This is a genomic window from Paenibacillus ginsengarvi (assembly GCF_003626695.1).
In the GTDB taxonomy this organism is placed as follows: domain Bacteria; phylum Bacillota; class Bacilli; order Paenibacillales; family NBRC-103111; genus Paenibacillus_AB; species Paenibacillus_AB ginsengarvi.
In genome coordinates this window covers 295692-312739 of the sequence record NZ_RBAH01000004.1, presented here as the reverse complement: position 1 = coordinate 312739, position 17048 = coordinate 295692, and the positions used below count along the sequence as shown (strand labels likewise).

The following is a 17048-nucleotide window of genomic DNA, read 5'->3' as shown; positions in this document are numbered from 1 at the left end:
TTTATATTTTGTTTAGTTTTCTGACTCTTTAGGTCGTTCGATGAAAAAGTCTTCTTTTTCATCCAATTTGATGGACAACCCTAACTCCTCGACTGCAAATTTCCATGTCATCGGAAAATAAATGATATCATTGTAGGTGAGCAAAGGATAACTTTCGGCTCCGTTATTCAACCATGTACCGTTAATAAAGATGTTGAATGTCGGATAACGTGCATTCATTTGTGTCCCCGGAACAAAGTAGCCCCCAGTATCAAGCTCGACTTGATTCTGGTAGGGGATGGTTTTGTCCTTTGAAATAAATAATCCGTTGTCGGCATTCCATGAAATGCTCAATCCAAGCACTTGCGTATAATTCCAGGTCATCGGGAAATACGTAATATCTTTATATACAAAAATAGGGAATTTACTCGATGAATTGTCTATCTTTTGTCCATTTACATGAACGCCGTATGTAGGTATCGTGATTTTAAAATCATTTGTTTGCGACTTGGGTGTAGGGGGCTGGAAGTGACGGCTGTGCAGTTGAAGCTGGCTTGCTGGACGGAATTGAGCTTGAGCCGGAACTTGAGTTTGAGCCCGAACTTCCTCCATTGTGATAATGGTAGCCCGTGCATAACCCTTTCTTTTTGGATGCGTCGGAACAGTTATGGCCTCCGTTTGAATCCGTTCTTCCAGAATGGGCATTTGCTTGAACAGTCGGTAGGACCAGCATGAAAATTATTAAAGTGAGCAAAATGCGGGACTTATTCATTTAAAATTCCCTCCTGTTTTCTTATAGAATAACATATTTTTCTATTTATATGGTGTAAATGTACTATGTCTTTTTTACTAGAAATATATTTACATTTTCTTAACTTTCATATATAAGTAGTTAATTATATAATCATTTACAAATTAACTCGATTTGCAAACGGGGAATCGAGCGTTGGCCAATCGTTCCGTTCCCATATTGAACGTAGAGTGGAATATTCGACTTATTGAAATGGATGAATATCCCGATTGTGTAAAAGGAGTGTTGGAAGTGAATGAAATTGAACAAGTTGCCGATGTTTTAAAACTGCTTGGGGATAAAAACCGGCTTACCATTATTGCCTTGCTAAATGAAAAAGAACTCTGTGTTTGTGAAATCGTAGATATCTTACAAACGAGTCAACCCAACATAAGTCAGCATATGCGCAAATTAAAGGATGGCGGTCTCGTTAAAGAGACCAAAAGAGGTCAGTGGGTTTATTATGCACTGAGTGTCCAAGACAAGCCCTATATCGCAGAAATCTTAAGGCACATCCCTTCGCAAAAGGACAAATTGATGTCCGCCGTTTGCGAAGAGAACGAATGCTGTAATTGAACACAACACTTCAGGAGGAGCTTCATGATTTACATTGCATTTCTGATATTTCTAGTTACCCTGACGTTCGTTATATGGCAGCCGAAGGGCTTGAACATTGGTTGGTCCGCACTCGCCGGTGCTATCCTTGCGTTACTATTCGGTGTAGTCAGCCTTTCCGATGCGGGTACCGTAACAGGCATTGTATGGAATGCAACATTGGCTTTTGTAGCCATTATTCTAATCTCGCTTATACTCGATGAAGTTGGACTTTTTGAATGGGCCGCTCTGCATATGGCTCGGCTGGCGCGTGGGAATGGCGTCCTGATGTTTGTGCTGATCATCCTTTTGGGCTCAGCTGTCGCCGCTTTATTTGCGAACGATGGTGCTGCTTTGATCATTACTCCCATCGTACTCGCAATGGTCCGGGCGCTTAAATTTGAGGAAAAGATGGTTCTCCCGTTTATAATGGCAAGTGGCTTCATCGCAGATACGGCTTCCTTGCCGCTTGTGGTCAGTAACCTTGTGAATATCGTTTCCGCCGATTATTTTGATATCGGTTTTGTGGAATATGCAAGTCGAATGATCGTACCCAATTTCTTTTCGATTATCGCGAGCCTCCTTGTACTGTTCTTGTATTTCCGTAAGAGTATTCCGAGAACCTACAATCTGACCCAGTTAAAAAGGCCTGAGGAGGCCATTAAAGACAGGAGGCTATTTGCTCTATCCTGGGTTATTCTGGCTGCCTTGCTTGTGGCGTATTTTGCAAGTGAATTCTTGTCTATTCCTGTGTCAATTATCGCCGGGATCGCTGCGGCCGCATTCCTGCTAGCGGCGAGAAAGAGCCCGGCGATTCCTACATGGAAGGTGGTTAAGGGGGCTCCATGGGCGGTCGTTATTTTCTCCATCGGCATGTATGTTGTCGTTTATGGTTTACGAAATGTCGGGCTTACGGATGCTTTAGGCAGTGTCATTCAGGCGGTTGCCGATAAAGGATTGTTCGTCGCCACGGTTGGAATGGGATTTATTGCGGCCATTCTATCCTCTATCATGAACAACATGCCTACGGTGATGATCGATGCCCTTGCGATCCAAGGCATGCAAACAGAAGGATTCGTTCGTGAAGCATTGATCTACGCCAACGTGATCGGATCGGATCTAGGGCCTAAAATTACCCCGATCGGTTCCTTGGCCACTTTGCTGTGGCTTCATGTGCTGTCAACCAAAAATGTGAAAATCGGCTGGGGGTATTACTTTAAGATCGGCCTTCTTCTAACCGTTCCCACCTTGTTTATTACGCTTGCAGGTCTTTATTTGTGGCTTGCCTTTATTCAATCCACGTCCATAAATGTATGGTTAAGTATCATAGTAATCGCGGTCGTGCTTTCGCTCATAGCGATAATGTTGAAAGCTATTTTCGGGAAACAAAAATAGAAGCAATCAAGAGGCGTAACATTAAACAATTAGATTACCCAAAGGAGACACTACCAATGGAGAAAAAACCTTTAGTTTACTTTTTGTGTACCGGTAATTCGTGCAGAAGCCAAATCGCAGACGGTTTTTTAAAAGCAATGGGAAGCGATACGTACGAAGTGAAAAGTGCAGGTCTGGAAGCGCATGGTTTAAATCCGCGTGCCGTTCAAGTGATGAAAGAGGCAGGGATCGATATAAGCGGTCACACATCGGACGTCATAGACCCGGATATTTTGAATCGGGCCGATTTTGTCATTACCCTCTGCGGACATGCAGACGAGCATTGTCCGGTCATATCGAACAAAAATGTCGTCAAATGGCATTGGGGGTTTGATGATCCCGCCAAAGCCACCGGGACCGAAGAAGAGATCATGACCCGGTTTCGCTTCGTTCGCGATTCGATTAAGAACCGGATCGAACAATTCGTCAAAGAAGGGAAATGAGATGCGTCTATGATTAGGAGAATGCATGTTGAATTTGATTCGGCTGGAGAAGCGAGGGATTTATCTCTCTGTTGCGCACCACCCTCCGCACCGGTCATGATCGAGTTCGGATCTTTCAAAAAGGGGAGCACTTCAAGACAAATGAAAGGAAGTATCATAGTATCATACCCTAGGTATTCAGGCGATAAGACTCGAAAGTCGGTTCATAAATTTCGACTAACCATGGCATTCGCGTTGTCGCCATGCTCTGACCGGTAATACAATGATTCTAAACCGTATGGTATATGGCAAACACAAGAAAGTCCATGAATAATGGGCCGATTTTTTGAGAGAGGAGGCACTCAACGTTGAATAGTTGGAAGGCCGCCCCATTTCACCATAATAAGGATAAGAAATCATTGTCAGATCAAAGCAAGCGCAAGGGGAATCATGATAAGAAAGTCTCCGCGATACGTCCTAATTCTAAAAAGAACCCCTTACTTCGAAAAGGAAGCAGACAAGCTGGTGAAAGATTGAACAGCTCCTTTAACGAATTGAATTTAATGCCTGGAGTCCACTCCGGGGGTACGAACAACAAAAACAATGTCCGATAATACAAACATAGGTGCTTTTGAGATCCCCATGAATTGGGGATTTTTTATTTGAAAGCTGAGTAGTCAAAGGCCCATACGAAAATCTTTGCACAACATAAGTATGGCCAATCCTATTATTTACCTTACGAGCAGCCGACTTCGCCTTCTTTAAGGAATGGGTCCGCTCAAGATCAACATTCGGGAACAACACGTTTGCTTGGACGAGGATGCTTATTATAAGCATTGCAGAAGAACTGCGGGATGAGGAGTTTGTTACAAATCGTCTCCTTCGGAATCCTTCAGATATGGCTGCCGTGTTTAAGCGATACTACGGTGACAAGATTGCCACTCAATTTAACAGTCTGATGAGAGAGCATCTTGTGTTGGCAGCGCAACTTGTTAAGGCGGCTAAAGCCGGCAATAGTCAAGCTGCAGCGGAAATAGAGAAAAAATGGTACGCGAATGCAGACGAACTTGCTGCTTTCCTAAGCAGCATCAATCCTTACTGGTCAAAGTCAGCCTTGACTAAATAGAACATGTCTGGCTATGCCAGGCATGTTTTTTAGTTGGATGTCAATGGGCATATAACCATTTGAGGCATTCATACACATATGGTATTGGGGAGATTATGGAGTCGAAAGGAGCATCACAATGACCGATGGGTTTGTAGCGCGTTCGTTGGATGAAGTAAGATTTTGGTCGCGCATTATGAAGGAGCATTCCCTATTTCTCAGACTTGGCTTCCGTTGCGAAGATACTCAATTAATCAACGAAGCCAATCAATTTTATTCCATATTTGAAAATATCGAAAATAGGGCAAATGCGTTCACGATCGGAACGGATCCGCAGACGATCCAACGTTTTAACGATGAAGTTCGTAATGCGGCTACCTATATATGGGCATTCAAAAGAAAAGTGCTCGGCTTGATATTAAGTTGCCAGCTTCCGGGAGCGAATAATTTTCCGTTGCTGGTCGATCACGTAAGCAGGGAAGCCAATTACTTCAGAAACCGGCTTACCGAACTGAATGCAGGCAGACTGGAACCGCTTCCTGACGCCATTATTGATGAAAATGTATTTTTTCTGAGAATTATGGCCGACCATGCCAAGTTCATCGGGCATTTGCTCGATCCTTCGGAACGGAAGCTTGTCGAACAAGCCGAAAATTTCAGTCAGGAGTTCGACCAATTACTATTTCAAGCCAGAGACATGGACTCCATGCGTCCACAATCTCAAACGGGCCCTCTTCTTGATCAATTTCTAGATCAAAATCGGGTTTCCGTAAAGTCGTTGCGCGACTTTAAGAAAACGGCCAGAGATTTGATCGACGCATGCCGAATAAAGAGTATCATTCATCCGTTACTTGCGGATCACGTATTCCGTGAAGCCGAAAGATTTTTGTTCATAATTGACATGTTTGAAAACAGTTTAACGGGGAAATCTGTACCTGCTCCTCAAACGATGATGGAACATTAAAGGTTTCTGACTTGGCGCAACTGTCCTCAATCAATCCTTGAGGCACTTAACCCTCATGTTGATGCCGGGCAGCATCGTCCATATCGTAACAATTAAACTTTCCCACGAAAGACGTACTAAGGCACCACTTAGTACGTCTTTCGCATATACGGTTTAGTCTATGGAGATGTGTGCTTGTCAGGAAACGGCTAATACCCAGCGATGAAACGAAGGAGTTGCGCTATAGTGTTCTTCCAGCGCGATACATAAGATGAAATGAATATTCATATTCCGGGGATGTTGCCGGGTGACGTTCGGCCATCACCTTACCCGTCTGACAGGGCTGAAGAGAGTGCTTCGGGTACCTATGGAGCTCGGGTACGTGAGACAACCGCTTTGAAGAGGTACTGGAAACCCTCGATTTCAAAAACCTGGAGGCAAGCTTGGTACAGATGGAAAGGCAAGCGTGCTGATCAATGTCATCAAAACGCCCTTCGCAAACATCACGACAGTTGCTTATTCCGATTATTTATGAATGGATGCTTGGGAACCATAAGAAGAGCACTCAGAAATAAGGGGGAGGATCACGTTGTCCTTTTTAACATACTGGCTGGAGCATTATGGATACTGGGTCCTCTTTTTTGCCCTTTTCCTGGAAATGCTGGCCTTACCTTTGCCGGGAGAAGTTCTCATGAGTTATGCCGGACTGCTGGTGTTTCAAGGAAAGCTGAATTGGCTGTTTGCCATCGTCAGCGCTGGAGTAGGGACATCGGTAGGCATGACGTTATCCTATTGGGTTGGATACCGTCTTGGTATGCCCTTTTTTGAAAAATACGGTGCCCGTATTCATTTGGGCCCGGATAAGCTGGATAAGGTATCCCGTTGGTTTCAAAAATACGGAAATAAAGTACTCCTCATTGCTTATTTTATACCCGGCGTTCGTCATATCACCGGGTACTTTTCGGGTACGACGCGCATCGCATTTCGAAAGTACGCGGCATTCGCCTATCTTGGAGCATTTTTTTGGACGAGTGTGTTCATATCGCTCGGTAAAGTACTGGGGCCGAAATGGGAGTTGTACCATCATACCATCAATCGCTATTTGTTTATTGGCGCTCTCCTCGCTGCGGCTATGGTTGGTTTGGTTTATCTGTATCGAACTTATAAGGACAAGCTGATCGCCAGTGTCACCACCCTTCTTGAAAAAGGGATTCGACGTTTTCACACGATGGGAAAAGTAAAGTTTATCTTGCTATCTGCTTTTGCCGGGTTTGTATTGTTTTTTTCGTTAATGCTCGGATTGATCCAAGACTTTTTGGCTAATGAGTTCGCTTTGTTTGACGAAATCACCGCTTATATCGTTCATGAGGTATTCGGTCCAAGCTGGACCGGATGGATGGATCGTTTTGCGATGCTGGGCACGTATTACGTATTTGCTCCATTAATTCTTTTCACAATCGTATGGATTCTGGCGAAAGGAAAAAATCGAGCATTGGAATTGACTTTCTTTGCTGTCGTCATTGTCGGGGGGGAAGCGCTGGATGAAGGGCTTCGGTTACTGTTTCATCGATCCGGCCCATCGTTAGCAGGTCTCGGGTTTCCTTATACGTTCCCCAGTGAACAAACTTTACTGTCACTCACCGTGTGTGGATTCGCAGCATTTCTATTGGTCCGTCACTATGGAAATGTAAAAGTACGAATCACCGCCTTGATGCTTGTTCTTTTGTTGTGTTTATTTGTGGGCATCAGCCGCATTTTCTTTAATATTCAGTATCCGAGCGATGTCGTGGCCGGGTATGTGTTTGGCGGGGCTTGGATTAGCTTCAATGTCATTCTGCTGGAAATCTTTCGTTTGTTGCGAAATAATGATTTTATGACATGATTTCTGGTTCATCCGTTTCGGTAGGGGGCTGACCATGTGTGGAAGAGGGGAGAAAGTAAGAAAGAGAAAGCAAATATAGTGGCAGCAAGAGGTATGAATTTGCCAAGTGGGATATTCGATCCCTTGCTGTGTGTTGAAAATTTCTGTTTTACCGCGAAAGACTCTAAAGCGAATTTGCCCAATGCCTGTGATACCTCTGACACCAACGGATACCACCAAATCTACCCGGTTCGGTTGAGAATTTGCTGGAATCCGTATTGGAATTGATGCTATGCCAGATTTTTGCGGGGAACGTCGAATCGTAAACGATTTGGCCGGGTTGAAGCGGCTAAGTGTCTGGACGGCAGCTTTATCAAGGATACGTACCACAATATCAACTCCTCTTTTTAAGGCTCCAATTTATGTAAGACATAAAGGGAATGATTGGGCACACTTTGAAAATCAATATGGGCGAGCAGTAGATGAGTTGATTGGTAGATTGTCTAGTGAATAATTCCCGATAAAAGGCGGACGACAGGAATGCTATACTTGTAGTATGACCACTGAAAGTAAACAGATAGGACGGTAAACGGGTTCAATGAGAAAACAACTGGCGGTACTCATCGGCATGATAGGGGTATTTGCCGTCGCTACCCTATTATTTATTTACCAATGGCTAAATCCTACCTTTCAATATCCGGAGGCGAAGGATGGCGTATTGGACGCAGCACGATGGGATTTTGCGAAGCAGGGGATCATTCCGCTGCGGGGCGAATGGGAGTTTTATGAGAACGAGCTGCTGACCCCGCAAGATTTCAGCCCGGGCGGAAAGTGGGTACAAGCGGTGCGCCGAACGATCCAGGTTCCCGGAAGCTGGAAGGACATCGTTTCATCCGGCAGCGGATACGGCGCGGGTACGTACCGTCTGCAAGTTCGGGTGAGCGGCGAGGCGGATTATTACAGCCTCAGAGGCAAAAAGATTCGCATGTCGAGCCATGTGTATATGGCGGGGGAGGACCTCGGAGGTACCGGAAAACCGGATTTGCAAAGCGATCGGTTTATTCCGAGCAACCTTCCGTTTTTTGGTACGATCAAAGCGAATACGAATACGATCGAGATTCTCGTTCAAGTGGCCAGCCACCGGTATATGGCAGGCGGTTTGGTGCAAGCGCCGGAATTCGGTTTAACGGCAGACGTACTGGCTAGACGAGATAACGCCCGTCTGGCGGACATGATTGTCATTACGACGATGCTCGTATTCGGCATTTATTTCGCCGGGATGTTCAAGCAGTGGCGCCGGGAGCCTTATTTGCTGTTTTTCAGTTTGTTTTGTTTGACGATGGGGGTATTCCTCAGCATCGACAACGAGATCGTTATGGCGACCATGCTCCCGGCGATTTCTTTCCCCTTGCTGCAGAAGATGCTCTTTATTCTCCCTTATTGCTCCATCTTTTTTTTCATCCACTATGTCCGCCTGTACTTGGGCGATAGGGGAGGCTTAGGATTTAAGACGCTTCGCCGGGTTTCTTACGCGTATCTTGCGGGACTCGTCGCAATCCCGAATCATTATCTGGTACAGATTCTGTGGCCTGGAATCGTGTTGCAAGTCGTCGCTTTCATTTTCATTTTTGTTTGGATGTTCCGCTACCGTCATCGCGGGGGGCAGGTTTCCTACATTTTGCTCGGCGTATTTTTCCTTATTATTAGTTGGGTTTACGCCCAAACGCGCTACCAGCTTGCCCTGGACAACCCGTTTTATATGATTGTAACGCCGCTGCTTCTCGTTTTGTCGCAATCGTTTCTCATGTCCGAGCGTGCTCGGGAGGCGTTCCTGCAGAGCGAGCGGCTAGCGGAGCAGCTGATCGTATACGATCGTCAAAAAGACGAGTTTTTGGCGAAAACGTCTCACGAGCTGCGCACCCCGCTGCACGGAATCATCAACTTGTCGCAGACGCTGCTCGACAACAAGGAGAAGCCGTTATCACCGGAACATCGCGAAAACATACGGCTGCTTCATCTGATCGGGCGAAGGCTGGCCGGTTTGGTACACGATATTCTGGACATGAACCGGATTCGGCACGGTCAGCTTGCCATCCATCCGAAACCCGTGGATTTAAACATGTCGACCCGATTCGTCATCGAGACGTTATCGATCGCACCCGTGAAGAGCGAAGTTCGGCTTGTAAACGAGCTGCCTTCCGCACTTCCCTTTGTTTGGGCCGACGAAAATCGTCTGCGGCAAATTTTACATAATGTATTGGAGAATGGACTGAAATATACCGATCGCGGCACGGTGTCCATATCGGCACAAATACGGGGAGACATGCTGGCCGTCTCGATTGCGGATACGGGAAGGGGCATACCCCCGGATGTGATGGGCGGTCTGTTCCAGCCATTCTTCCAATATGGCGAGGAAGGCGCCGATTCGCGCGACGGCATAGGGCTCGGTCTCAGCATTTCCAAACAACTGGTCGAATTGCAGGGCGGTCAATTGGAAGTGGAATCCGAAGCGGGCCGAGGTTCCCGGTTTACGTTCACCTTGCCGATAGCTCCAAACATCGTGGATGAGGCTGCAGTGGCGGCCGATTATCGCGCGGAGACGGCTACACCTCTCGCTTCCGGCACGACGACAGCCGGTACGGGGACGGGATTCCATATTCTGATCGTCGACGACGAGCCTTCCAATTTGAAAGTAGCGATGGATGCGGTCGCTTCCATGAAGCATGCCTATACGGCAGTCGGCGGCGGTGAGGAGGCGCTGGCGGCCTTGCTCGGCAAGAAGCCGGATCTGGTCCTCCTGGATTTGATGATGCCGGGCGTTTCGGGGCTGGACGTATGCAGGGAAATCCGCTCGCTGCACGGGCTCGCCGAGCTTCCGGTGCTGATGCTGACCGCCTCGGGTCAAACCGGAGACATCGTAGCCGCCTTTGCGGCCGGGGCCAACGATATTTTGCAGAAACCGTTCGAGCTTGCGGAATTAAAGGCGCGCGTACAGTCGCTGCTTGCGATGAAAAGCTCCTCCGAGCAGGCGGTTCGCCGGGAAATGGACTTCCTGCAGGCGCAAATTACGCCGCACTTTTTGTACAACAGCCTGAATGCCTTGTTTGGACTCAGTTATAAAGATCCGAATAAGCTTCGGGAAACGATCCATCACTTGACGATTTATCTCCGCGCCAAGTTCACGTTCGTATTCCAAAGCGAGACGGTGCCGCTGGAGCGGGAATTGGAACTGGTACGCGCTTACCTGGCGATCGAGCAGCTTCGTTTCGGCCAGCGGCTTAAGGTTAAGTACAGTATCGATGAAAACGTGCAGTGTATGCTGCCGCCGCTTACCTTGCAGCCCATTGTCGAAAATGCGGTTCGTCACGGTATCGGACAGAAGCCGGAGGGCGGAACCGTGCATCTTATCGTTCGCCGAGGCGACGGCCGCGTGGAAATTACCGTGGAGGACGATGGAGCGGGTATGGAGCAATCCCAATTGGCTATGCTCGAAAAGGGGCAGGCCGCCGGAATCGGAATCGACAACGTAAACCGCCGGCTGCAAATGAAGTATGGACGGAAGCTGAACATTTCAAGCAAACCGGGCTTGGGAACCCAAATTACGTTTTATTTGACGGAGGATCATCATGTGGAAAGCCATCCTGATCGACGATGAAGAAATTGCCCTGGACGTCCTGGACATTCAGCTTGCGGAGATTGGCGGCGTCACGGTTGCCGGCAAATTCCAGCTCGTTTCCGAAGCGCTCGAACAATGCGCCCGCTTGCGTCCCGATCTGATCTTTCTGGATATCGAGATGCCGGGAATTAGCGGTCTTGCAGCCGCCGAATTGTTGTTCGACCGCTGTCCGGACGCCGAAATTATATATGTGACCGCACATCATCAATATGCGATCGACGCTTTCGATACGAATGCGATCGGGTACCTGCTCAAACCTGTCGCCAAGGAACGGCTGATCAAAGCTTTATCCCGATTTGCGGATTTGCAGGAGAAAAAGGCAAAGCCAAACGACGCGGCTCCCGTCATGGAGGGGAAAACCGGTGAAGGCGGGGAGGCAGCCTTATCGCTCAAGGTGCTTGGAAGCATGGAGCTGTACGCGACGGACGGCAGGCTGATGACGTGGCGGACGAAAAAAACAAAAGAGCTGTTCGCTCTTCTCTGGCATTATCAAGGTCAACCGGTTTACCGGTATGGCATTCAGGAGGAACTGTGGCCGGACTATCCGGCTGATCGAAGCCAGCGGCTGCTCCATACTTCTCTTTATTATTTGCGGGTCATGTTCAAGTCGGAAGGGTACCCCGACATTGTGATGCACGGCGACGAGCGGTACTGGATCAATAAATCTGTTATCCAAAGCGATATCGACCGGCTATCGGACAAGCTGGAGACCGGCCTTGCCGGAGAGGAATTGTTAGAAACGCTGCAGCTTTACGACGGCGATTATTTTGAGACCGAGCATTATCCATGGGCGAACGCCCGCAGAATGGAGCTGCGCGGGAAATGGATATCTTGCATGACGCAGGCTCTGGACAAAGCGCCGGATGACGTACGGTCCGCGATTCTTCGCAGGCTGATCCGACTTGAGCCGAATAGGGAGGAATATTACGATAGGCTGGCCGACATCTTGAACCGGACCGGTGACCCGGCCGGCGCCCGGCAAGCGATAACGATGAAAGAGCGCATTTTGTCGGATTGATACGAAATTTGTTGATAAAATGTTGTGAGCCCGTTTGTTACATTGGATTCTGGCCGAGAACCGGCATCCATAATGACTAACGAGGTGAAAGCAAACTATGGCAAACCCAAAACGAAAACCTATATGGAGGGAACTTATCGTCTCGATGCTCGGCATCCTGTTGCTTTGGATCGCTGTCCAGCCTTCTATCGGACATGCACAAAGCGGTCCTGGATGGACCTCCATTGACAACGGGGGAATCACTACAAATCCCCCATCTACTTTTAAGAGCGCAGCTATACCGCATGCCGTCATGTTTAACAATCAATTGTATGTGATTTTCCAAGAGCAGGATATGATGTCCTCTACTGTTTCGATTCGAGTGATGAAATTGGAGGGCGAGCAATGGGTCTCCGCAGACGGCGGAACACGGTTGAATGTGAATGCCAGTCAAGTCGGATCCGCCCCATTGTTGGCTGTCTATAACAATGAACTCTATGCAAGCTGGGAAGAGGAAGTCGGAAGCTACCCACAAAAGGCGATTTATGTAAAAAAGTTGCAGGGAAATAACTGGGTGTCAACAACCAACGACCCGACCCCGACTCCTCTCAACGGGTCTGCAGGCAACAGGCTGGGGCGGATGCCTACCATGATGGCACACAACGGTTTCTTGTATGTGGCGTGGGCCGAGGGCAGTCCGTCTACCAGCAAAATTCAACTTAGGAAATATAATGGTACCACGTGGACGAGCGAAACTATAGATTCCCTTAAATCGAATAGCGGGGCATCGTATCCGGCTTTTTCCGTTTATAACAATGAGCTTTATTTGACGTGGAGCGAGCAGACATTGAGTCCGAATGCCTACTATCTTCCTGTCATAAAGCGACCCGCAAACGGCGTCTGGGAGAATGTGTCGGGCACGAACGGAATCAGCGACTCGATGGCGATGGTCCTCGTACCGCAGATTCAAGCCTATAACGGTCTGTTGTATGTCGTTTGGAAAGACAATGCCGACTTTAAAATAAAAGCTTATGGCGGCAATGGCTGGAGTAATGTGGGGGACGGAATATTCCCGAAAACACCGGGCTTTAATCAGCAAAACTTGATTCTTACCGTCTTTCATAACAAGCTGTTCGCCAGTTGGTTGAATTGGAACATGGCCAATCCCTCCATGGTTGTAAAAGCAGCATTTTATGATGGGGCGAGTTGGACACCGGCCAACAGCGGTTTGGAATCGAGTGCGAATACTTATGAAGGCAGTTTTGTCCCAACGGACGACCGGCTTTATTTGATTTGGGGGTACTCAGGCAAAATCAGAGTGTCCGTGTATAAGGAAGGACCGCCCGCTCCTGCAGGCGTACAGGTTACAAGAAACGGAAACGATTCGGCGACACTTAGCTGGACAGTTGGAAACGGGATCACGGAGTATAAAGTTTATATGGGCACCCAAGCGGGTACCTATGGTTCCGCTTCGCTCGCTACAGTTCCCGGCACGGATGGAAGCTACACGGCCACCGGTCTGGAGGAAGGGAAAACCTACTATTTTGCGGTCAAGGCAAACAATGCCGACGGGGACAGCTCCTACTCGGAGGAAGTGAGCGTTTCGATCCCCCAGAGAGCGCCTGATCTGACCGGCATCAACTGGGGCATCGGCAGCACGCCGGGTACGACTCGAGCTACAGTGCTGCCCGGCACCGGCACTTACAAATATGCGATCGACGATCCGGGTACGCTGTCACAGCCGATGGTAGGCGATGATGCCACAGCCGTCTATACCGAAACGCTCCAGAAAAACGTTGATTTCACCATGTACAGCGGCAAACGCATATATGTGGTGGAGGTCGACGGCAGCAACCGGATTCTCAAATGGGCCAGCATTCCGATAGCCGACAGTCTGATTGCCGAAGCAGCCCCTCCGATCACCGGCCTCGTATGGGGACCAGGCAGTGTGCCGGATACGACGAGGATTATACAGTTGACGGGCACGGGAACTTATAGGTATGTTTTAGGCACAGCAGGCTCCATTACACATCCGGTTATCGGGGCCAACGCCGTACAACTCGGCTATATGAATTCGCTTGTGTGGAACAGCAATATACCTGTCACTAGCGGTCAGCATCTGTTCGCCGCCCGGATCGACGACAGCAACCGGATTACGGCGTGGAGCGATTTTCTGATTGTGGACGAGCAGATCGCGAAGCTGGCTCCTTCTCTAAACGGTTTGGTGTGGGGAACGGGTACGCTTGCCGGCACAACAAGAGCAACGTTGTTGCCGGGCTCCGGCACATACAAATATGCGATCGGAGAAGCTGGCGAGTATGAGCAGCCGATTAAAGGAGAGGACGCGGAAGCGCTGAACTACCTCTCGGCGCTCACCTTAAACGGCAACATTCCCGCTCGTAGCGGCCAGCATCTTTATGTGGTTGAAGTAGACAGCAGTGACCGCATTTTGAAATGGACGGATATTGCAGTAACGGATAACCAGATTGCAACAGCGGCGCCGGCATTATCCGGCATCGTGCTAGCGAAGGGGACAACTCCGGGGACGACGAAGGTGATCCAACTTCCCGGCGGCAGCTACAATTACGTGATCGGCGGGGCCGGCTCTTTTACGCAGCCAGTGGTCGGAGCAGACGCGGCTGTCCTCGGGTATACGCAAACGTTGACAGCGAACAGCAACATGGAAGCGTCGAACGGTCAATACTTGTATGTAGTAGAGGTCGACGGCAGCAACCGCGTTCTCAAATGGACAGGGCTCCCGATTGCAGACGATCAGATTACAGAAGCCGTAACGCCTGTACTGAAAACTCCGGCAGCGGGAGACGGACAAGTTACGCTATCTTGGAACCAGGTCGACGGAGCGACGGGATACAAAATATTCGTCAGCACGACGTCCGGTCAGTATGGGGCGGAAGTGGCGACAGTAGGCGGCTCGGTTTACAGTCATGAGGTAACGGGGCTGGCGAACGGAACGACGTATTATTTTGTAATCAAAGCCAATTACGTCGGAGTCGACGGCCCGTCATCGAACGAAAAAAGCGCAACGCCGCAAGCGGCTTTGCCGGGAGTGCCGGTATTGAAAACTACGGCGGCGGGAGACGGACAAGTTACGCTTTCCTGGAACCCGGTCAGCGGAGCGCTTGGGTATAAAGTTTACGTTAGCACGACTTCCGGCCAGTATGGGGCGGAAGTGGCGACAGTAGGCGGCTCGGTTTACAGTCATCCTGTAACGGGGCTGACGAACGGAACGACGTATTACTTTGTCCTGAAAGCTATAAATACGGGAGGGGACAGCGCGGCATCGAACGAAAAAAGCGCAACGCCTCAAGCGTCGTTGCCGGGAGTGCCGGTATTACAAGCCCCTGCTGCAGGCAATGGACAAGTTACGCTTTCCTGGAACCCGGTCAGCGGAGCGCTTGGGTATAAAATTTACGTTGGCACGACTTCCGGCCAGTACGGATCGGAGGCAGCTACGGTAGGCGGCTCGGTTTACGGTCATTCTGTAACGGGGCTTGCGAACGGAACGACATATTACTTTGTCGTTAAAGCGAAAAATACGGGCGGGGATAGCGCTGCATCGAACGAAACAAGCGCCGTACCGGGCACCGTTCCTTCCGCTCCGTACGAAGTTGCTGCTACGGCGGGCAACGGCCAAGCGACCGTTGCGTTTAAGGCTCCGACCGATAACGGAGGATTCGCCGTTACCGGTTATGAAGTGACGGCATCGCCCGGCAGTTTGAAGGCAACCGGAACGGCAAGCCCGATTGTCGTGACAGGACTGACGAACGGCACCGCTTATACGTTTACAGTCAAGGCGATCAACCAATTGGGCGGCAGCGCTGCTTCCGAATCATCGGGCGCCGTTACGCCAAGCGCGCCTTCCAGCGGCGGAAGCGGAGAGGAAAACTCGTCGCCTGAGCCATCGGCACCATCGACACCATCCGTACCGTCCACACCGACCGCACCTTCCGATAAACCGGACACAGCCGTCATCGTGTACGTAAACGGAAAAGCGGAGAATGCCGGGATGACGACGACAACAACGGTGAACGACCGGCAAGTCACCACCGTTACGCTTGATCCGAAGAAGCTGGATGAGAAGCTTGCGGCCGAGGGGACGGGCACCGTCATTACGATTCCGGTCACGGCCGATTCGGCCACGATTGTCGGCGAGCTGAACGGCCGCATGGTGAAAAGCCTGGAACAAAAAGAAGGAATTGTAAAGATCCAAACACCGTATGCCATCTATAGCATTCCGGCCTCTCAGATCAATATCGATGCGATTTCGGAACAGCTCGGTAAAACCGTAGCGCTTGAAAACATTACGATCCGAATCGAAGTGGCTGTCTCGGCTTCCAGTACGGCGCAAGTAGTGCGGAATGCCGCTGCAAACGATGAACTTACTGTGGTCATACCGCCGTACGATTTTACGGTAAGAGCGGTTTACGGCGATCAGGTCATGGAGGCAACTCAGTTTGACACCTACGTGGAACGGATGATCGCCCTGCCAGAGGGCATAGATCCGACTCGAATTACGACGGGCGTCGTTTTGAAAGCGGATGGTACGCTTGCACATGTGCCGACAAAGGTGACGCAGCTTGACGGGAAGTACTATGCGGTAATCAACAGCTTGACGAACAGCAGCTATGCGGTCATCTACAACGTAAAAACGTTTGATGATATTGCCGGACACTGGGCCAAAGCAAGTATCGAGGATATGGCGTCGCGTCTGGTCGTAAACGGAGTAAAGGCCGGTGAGTACAAGCCGGACCAGGAGATTACAAGGGCGGAATTCACGGCGATTGTCGTCAGGGCGCTTGGTCTTCGGACAGCGGGTAAAGCTCCGGCGTTTACCGATATGAAAACGTCGGATTGGAGCTACGAGGCCGTTTCCGTCGCTGCCACATACGGCTTGGTGCAAGGCTACGAGGACGGCACGTTCGGTCCGGACCGGAAAATCACGAGGCAGGAAGCGATGGCTATTCTGTATAAAGCGATGTCGCTGACCATGATGGACACACAGGCCGTTTCCGGTCAACAGGTAAAGCTGCTTGCAGCGTTTACCGATTCGAGCCTGTTAAGCGATTGGGCCGCGTCTGCCGCAGCGCTCCATATCCGCTATGGCATTATTGAAGGTAGCGGCGACCAGCTAAGGCCGCAGGCGAATATGACTAGGGCAGAGACGGCTGCCATCGTGCAGCGGCTGCTGCAAAAAGCAGGGTTAATCTAAGATCGCTTGCGAACCAT

At 49.5% G+C, this 17048-nt stretch carries 11 protein-coding genes; 9 read left to right on the top strand and 2 right to left on the bottom strand.

Features of this window, described 5'->3' with window-relative positions; all coding sequences use genetic code 11:
• Positions 1-12 precede the first annotated feature (12 nt).
• Entirely contained in the window at positions 13-591 is a 579-nt protein-coding gene (locus tag D7M11_RS36875) for a hypothetical protein (RefSeq protein WP_193556139.1), read from the bottom strand.
• Entirely contained in the window at positions 473-751 is a 279-nt protein-coding gene (locus tag D7M11_RS37905) for a YHYH domain-containing protein (protein ID WP_120746642.1), read from the bottom strand. The genes D7M11_RS36875 and D7M11_RS37905 overlap by 119 nt, the downstream gene beginning before the upstream one ends.
• 270 nt (positions 752-1021) lie before the next feature.
• Here D7M11_RS37905 and D7M11_RS08030 point away from each other — a divergent pair, with 270 nt between their 5' ends.
• From D7M11_RS08030 to D7M11_RS07975, 9 genes are all read left to right on the top strand, one after another.
• A complete protein-coding gene (locus tag D7M11_RS08030) occupies positions 1022-1345 on the top strand; it encodes an ArsR/SmtB family transcription factor (protein WP_120746730.1) in 324 nt (107 codons plus the stop codon).
• A 24-nt stretch (positions 1346-1369) separates the two neighbouring features.
• A complete protein-coding gene (locus tag D7M11_RS08025) occupies positions 1370-2758 on the top strand; it encodes an arsenic transporter (RefSeq protein ID WP_120746641.1) in 1389 nt (462 codons plus the stop codon).
• 56 nt (positions 2759-2814) lie between these two features.
• Positions 2815-3240: an arsenate reductase (thioredoxin) gene (arsC, locus tag D7M11_RS08020; protein ID WP_120746640.1), complete on the top strand. Its 426-nt coding sequence runs from the start codon at positions 2815-2817 to the stop codon at positions 3238-3240.
• Between the two features lie 799 nt (positions 3241-4039).
• Positions 4040-4345, top strand: a complete 306-nt coding sequence (locus tag D7M11_RS08005) for a hypothetical protein (protein ID WP_120746638.1) — start codon at positions 4040-4042, stop codon at positions 4343-4345.
• A 118-nt stretch (positions 4346-4463) separates the two neighbouring features.
• Positions 4464-5288: a DUF2935 domain-containing protein gene (locus tag D7M11_RS08000; protein ID WP_193556138.1), complete on the top strand. Its 825-nt coding sequence runs from the start codon at positions 4464-4466 to the stop codon at positions 5286-5288.
• Between the two features lie 568 nt (positions 5289-5856).
• Entirely contained in the window at positions 5857-7149 is a 1293-nt protein-coding gene (locus D7M11_RS07995) for a VTT domain-containing protein (RefSeq protein WP_120746636.1), read from the top strand.
• 577 nt (positions 7150-7726) lie between these two features.
• Positions 7727-10783 carry an ATP-binding protein gene (locus tag D7M11_RS07985; protein WP_120746635.1) on the top strand — a complete coding sequence of 1019 codons (3057 nt, stop codon included), beginning with the start codon at positions 7727-7729 and terminating at the stop codon, positions 10781-10783.
• Complete coding sequence (locus D7M11_RS07980; protein ID WP_120746634.1) at positions 10755-11822, top strand: response regulator; 1068 nt, start codon at positions 10755-10757, stop codon at positions 11820-11822. The genes D7M11_RS07985 and D7M11_RS07980 overlap by 29 nt, the downstream gene beginning before the upstream one ends.
• Positions 11823-12450: 628 nt before the next feature.
• Positions 12451-17031, top strand: coding sequence for a fibronectin type III domain-containing protein (locus D7M11_RS07975; protein WP_158606505.1), 4581 nt, complete (start codon positions 12451-12453; stop codon positions 17029-17031).
• The last annotated feature ends 17 nt before the right edge of the window (positions 17032-17048 follow it).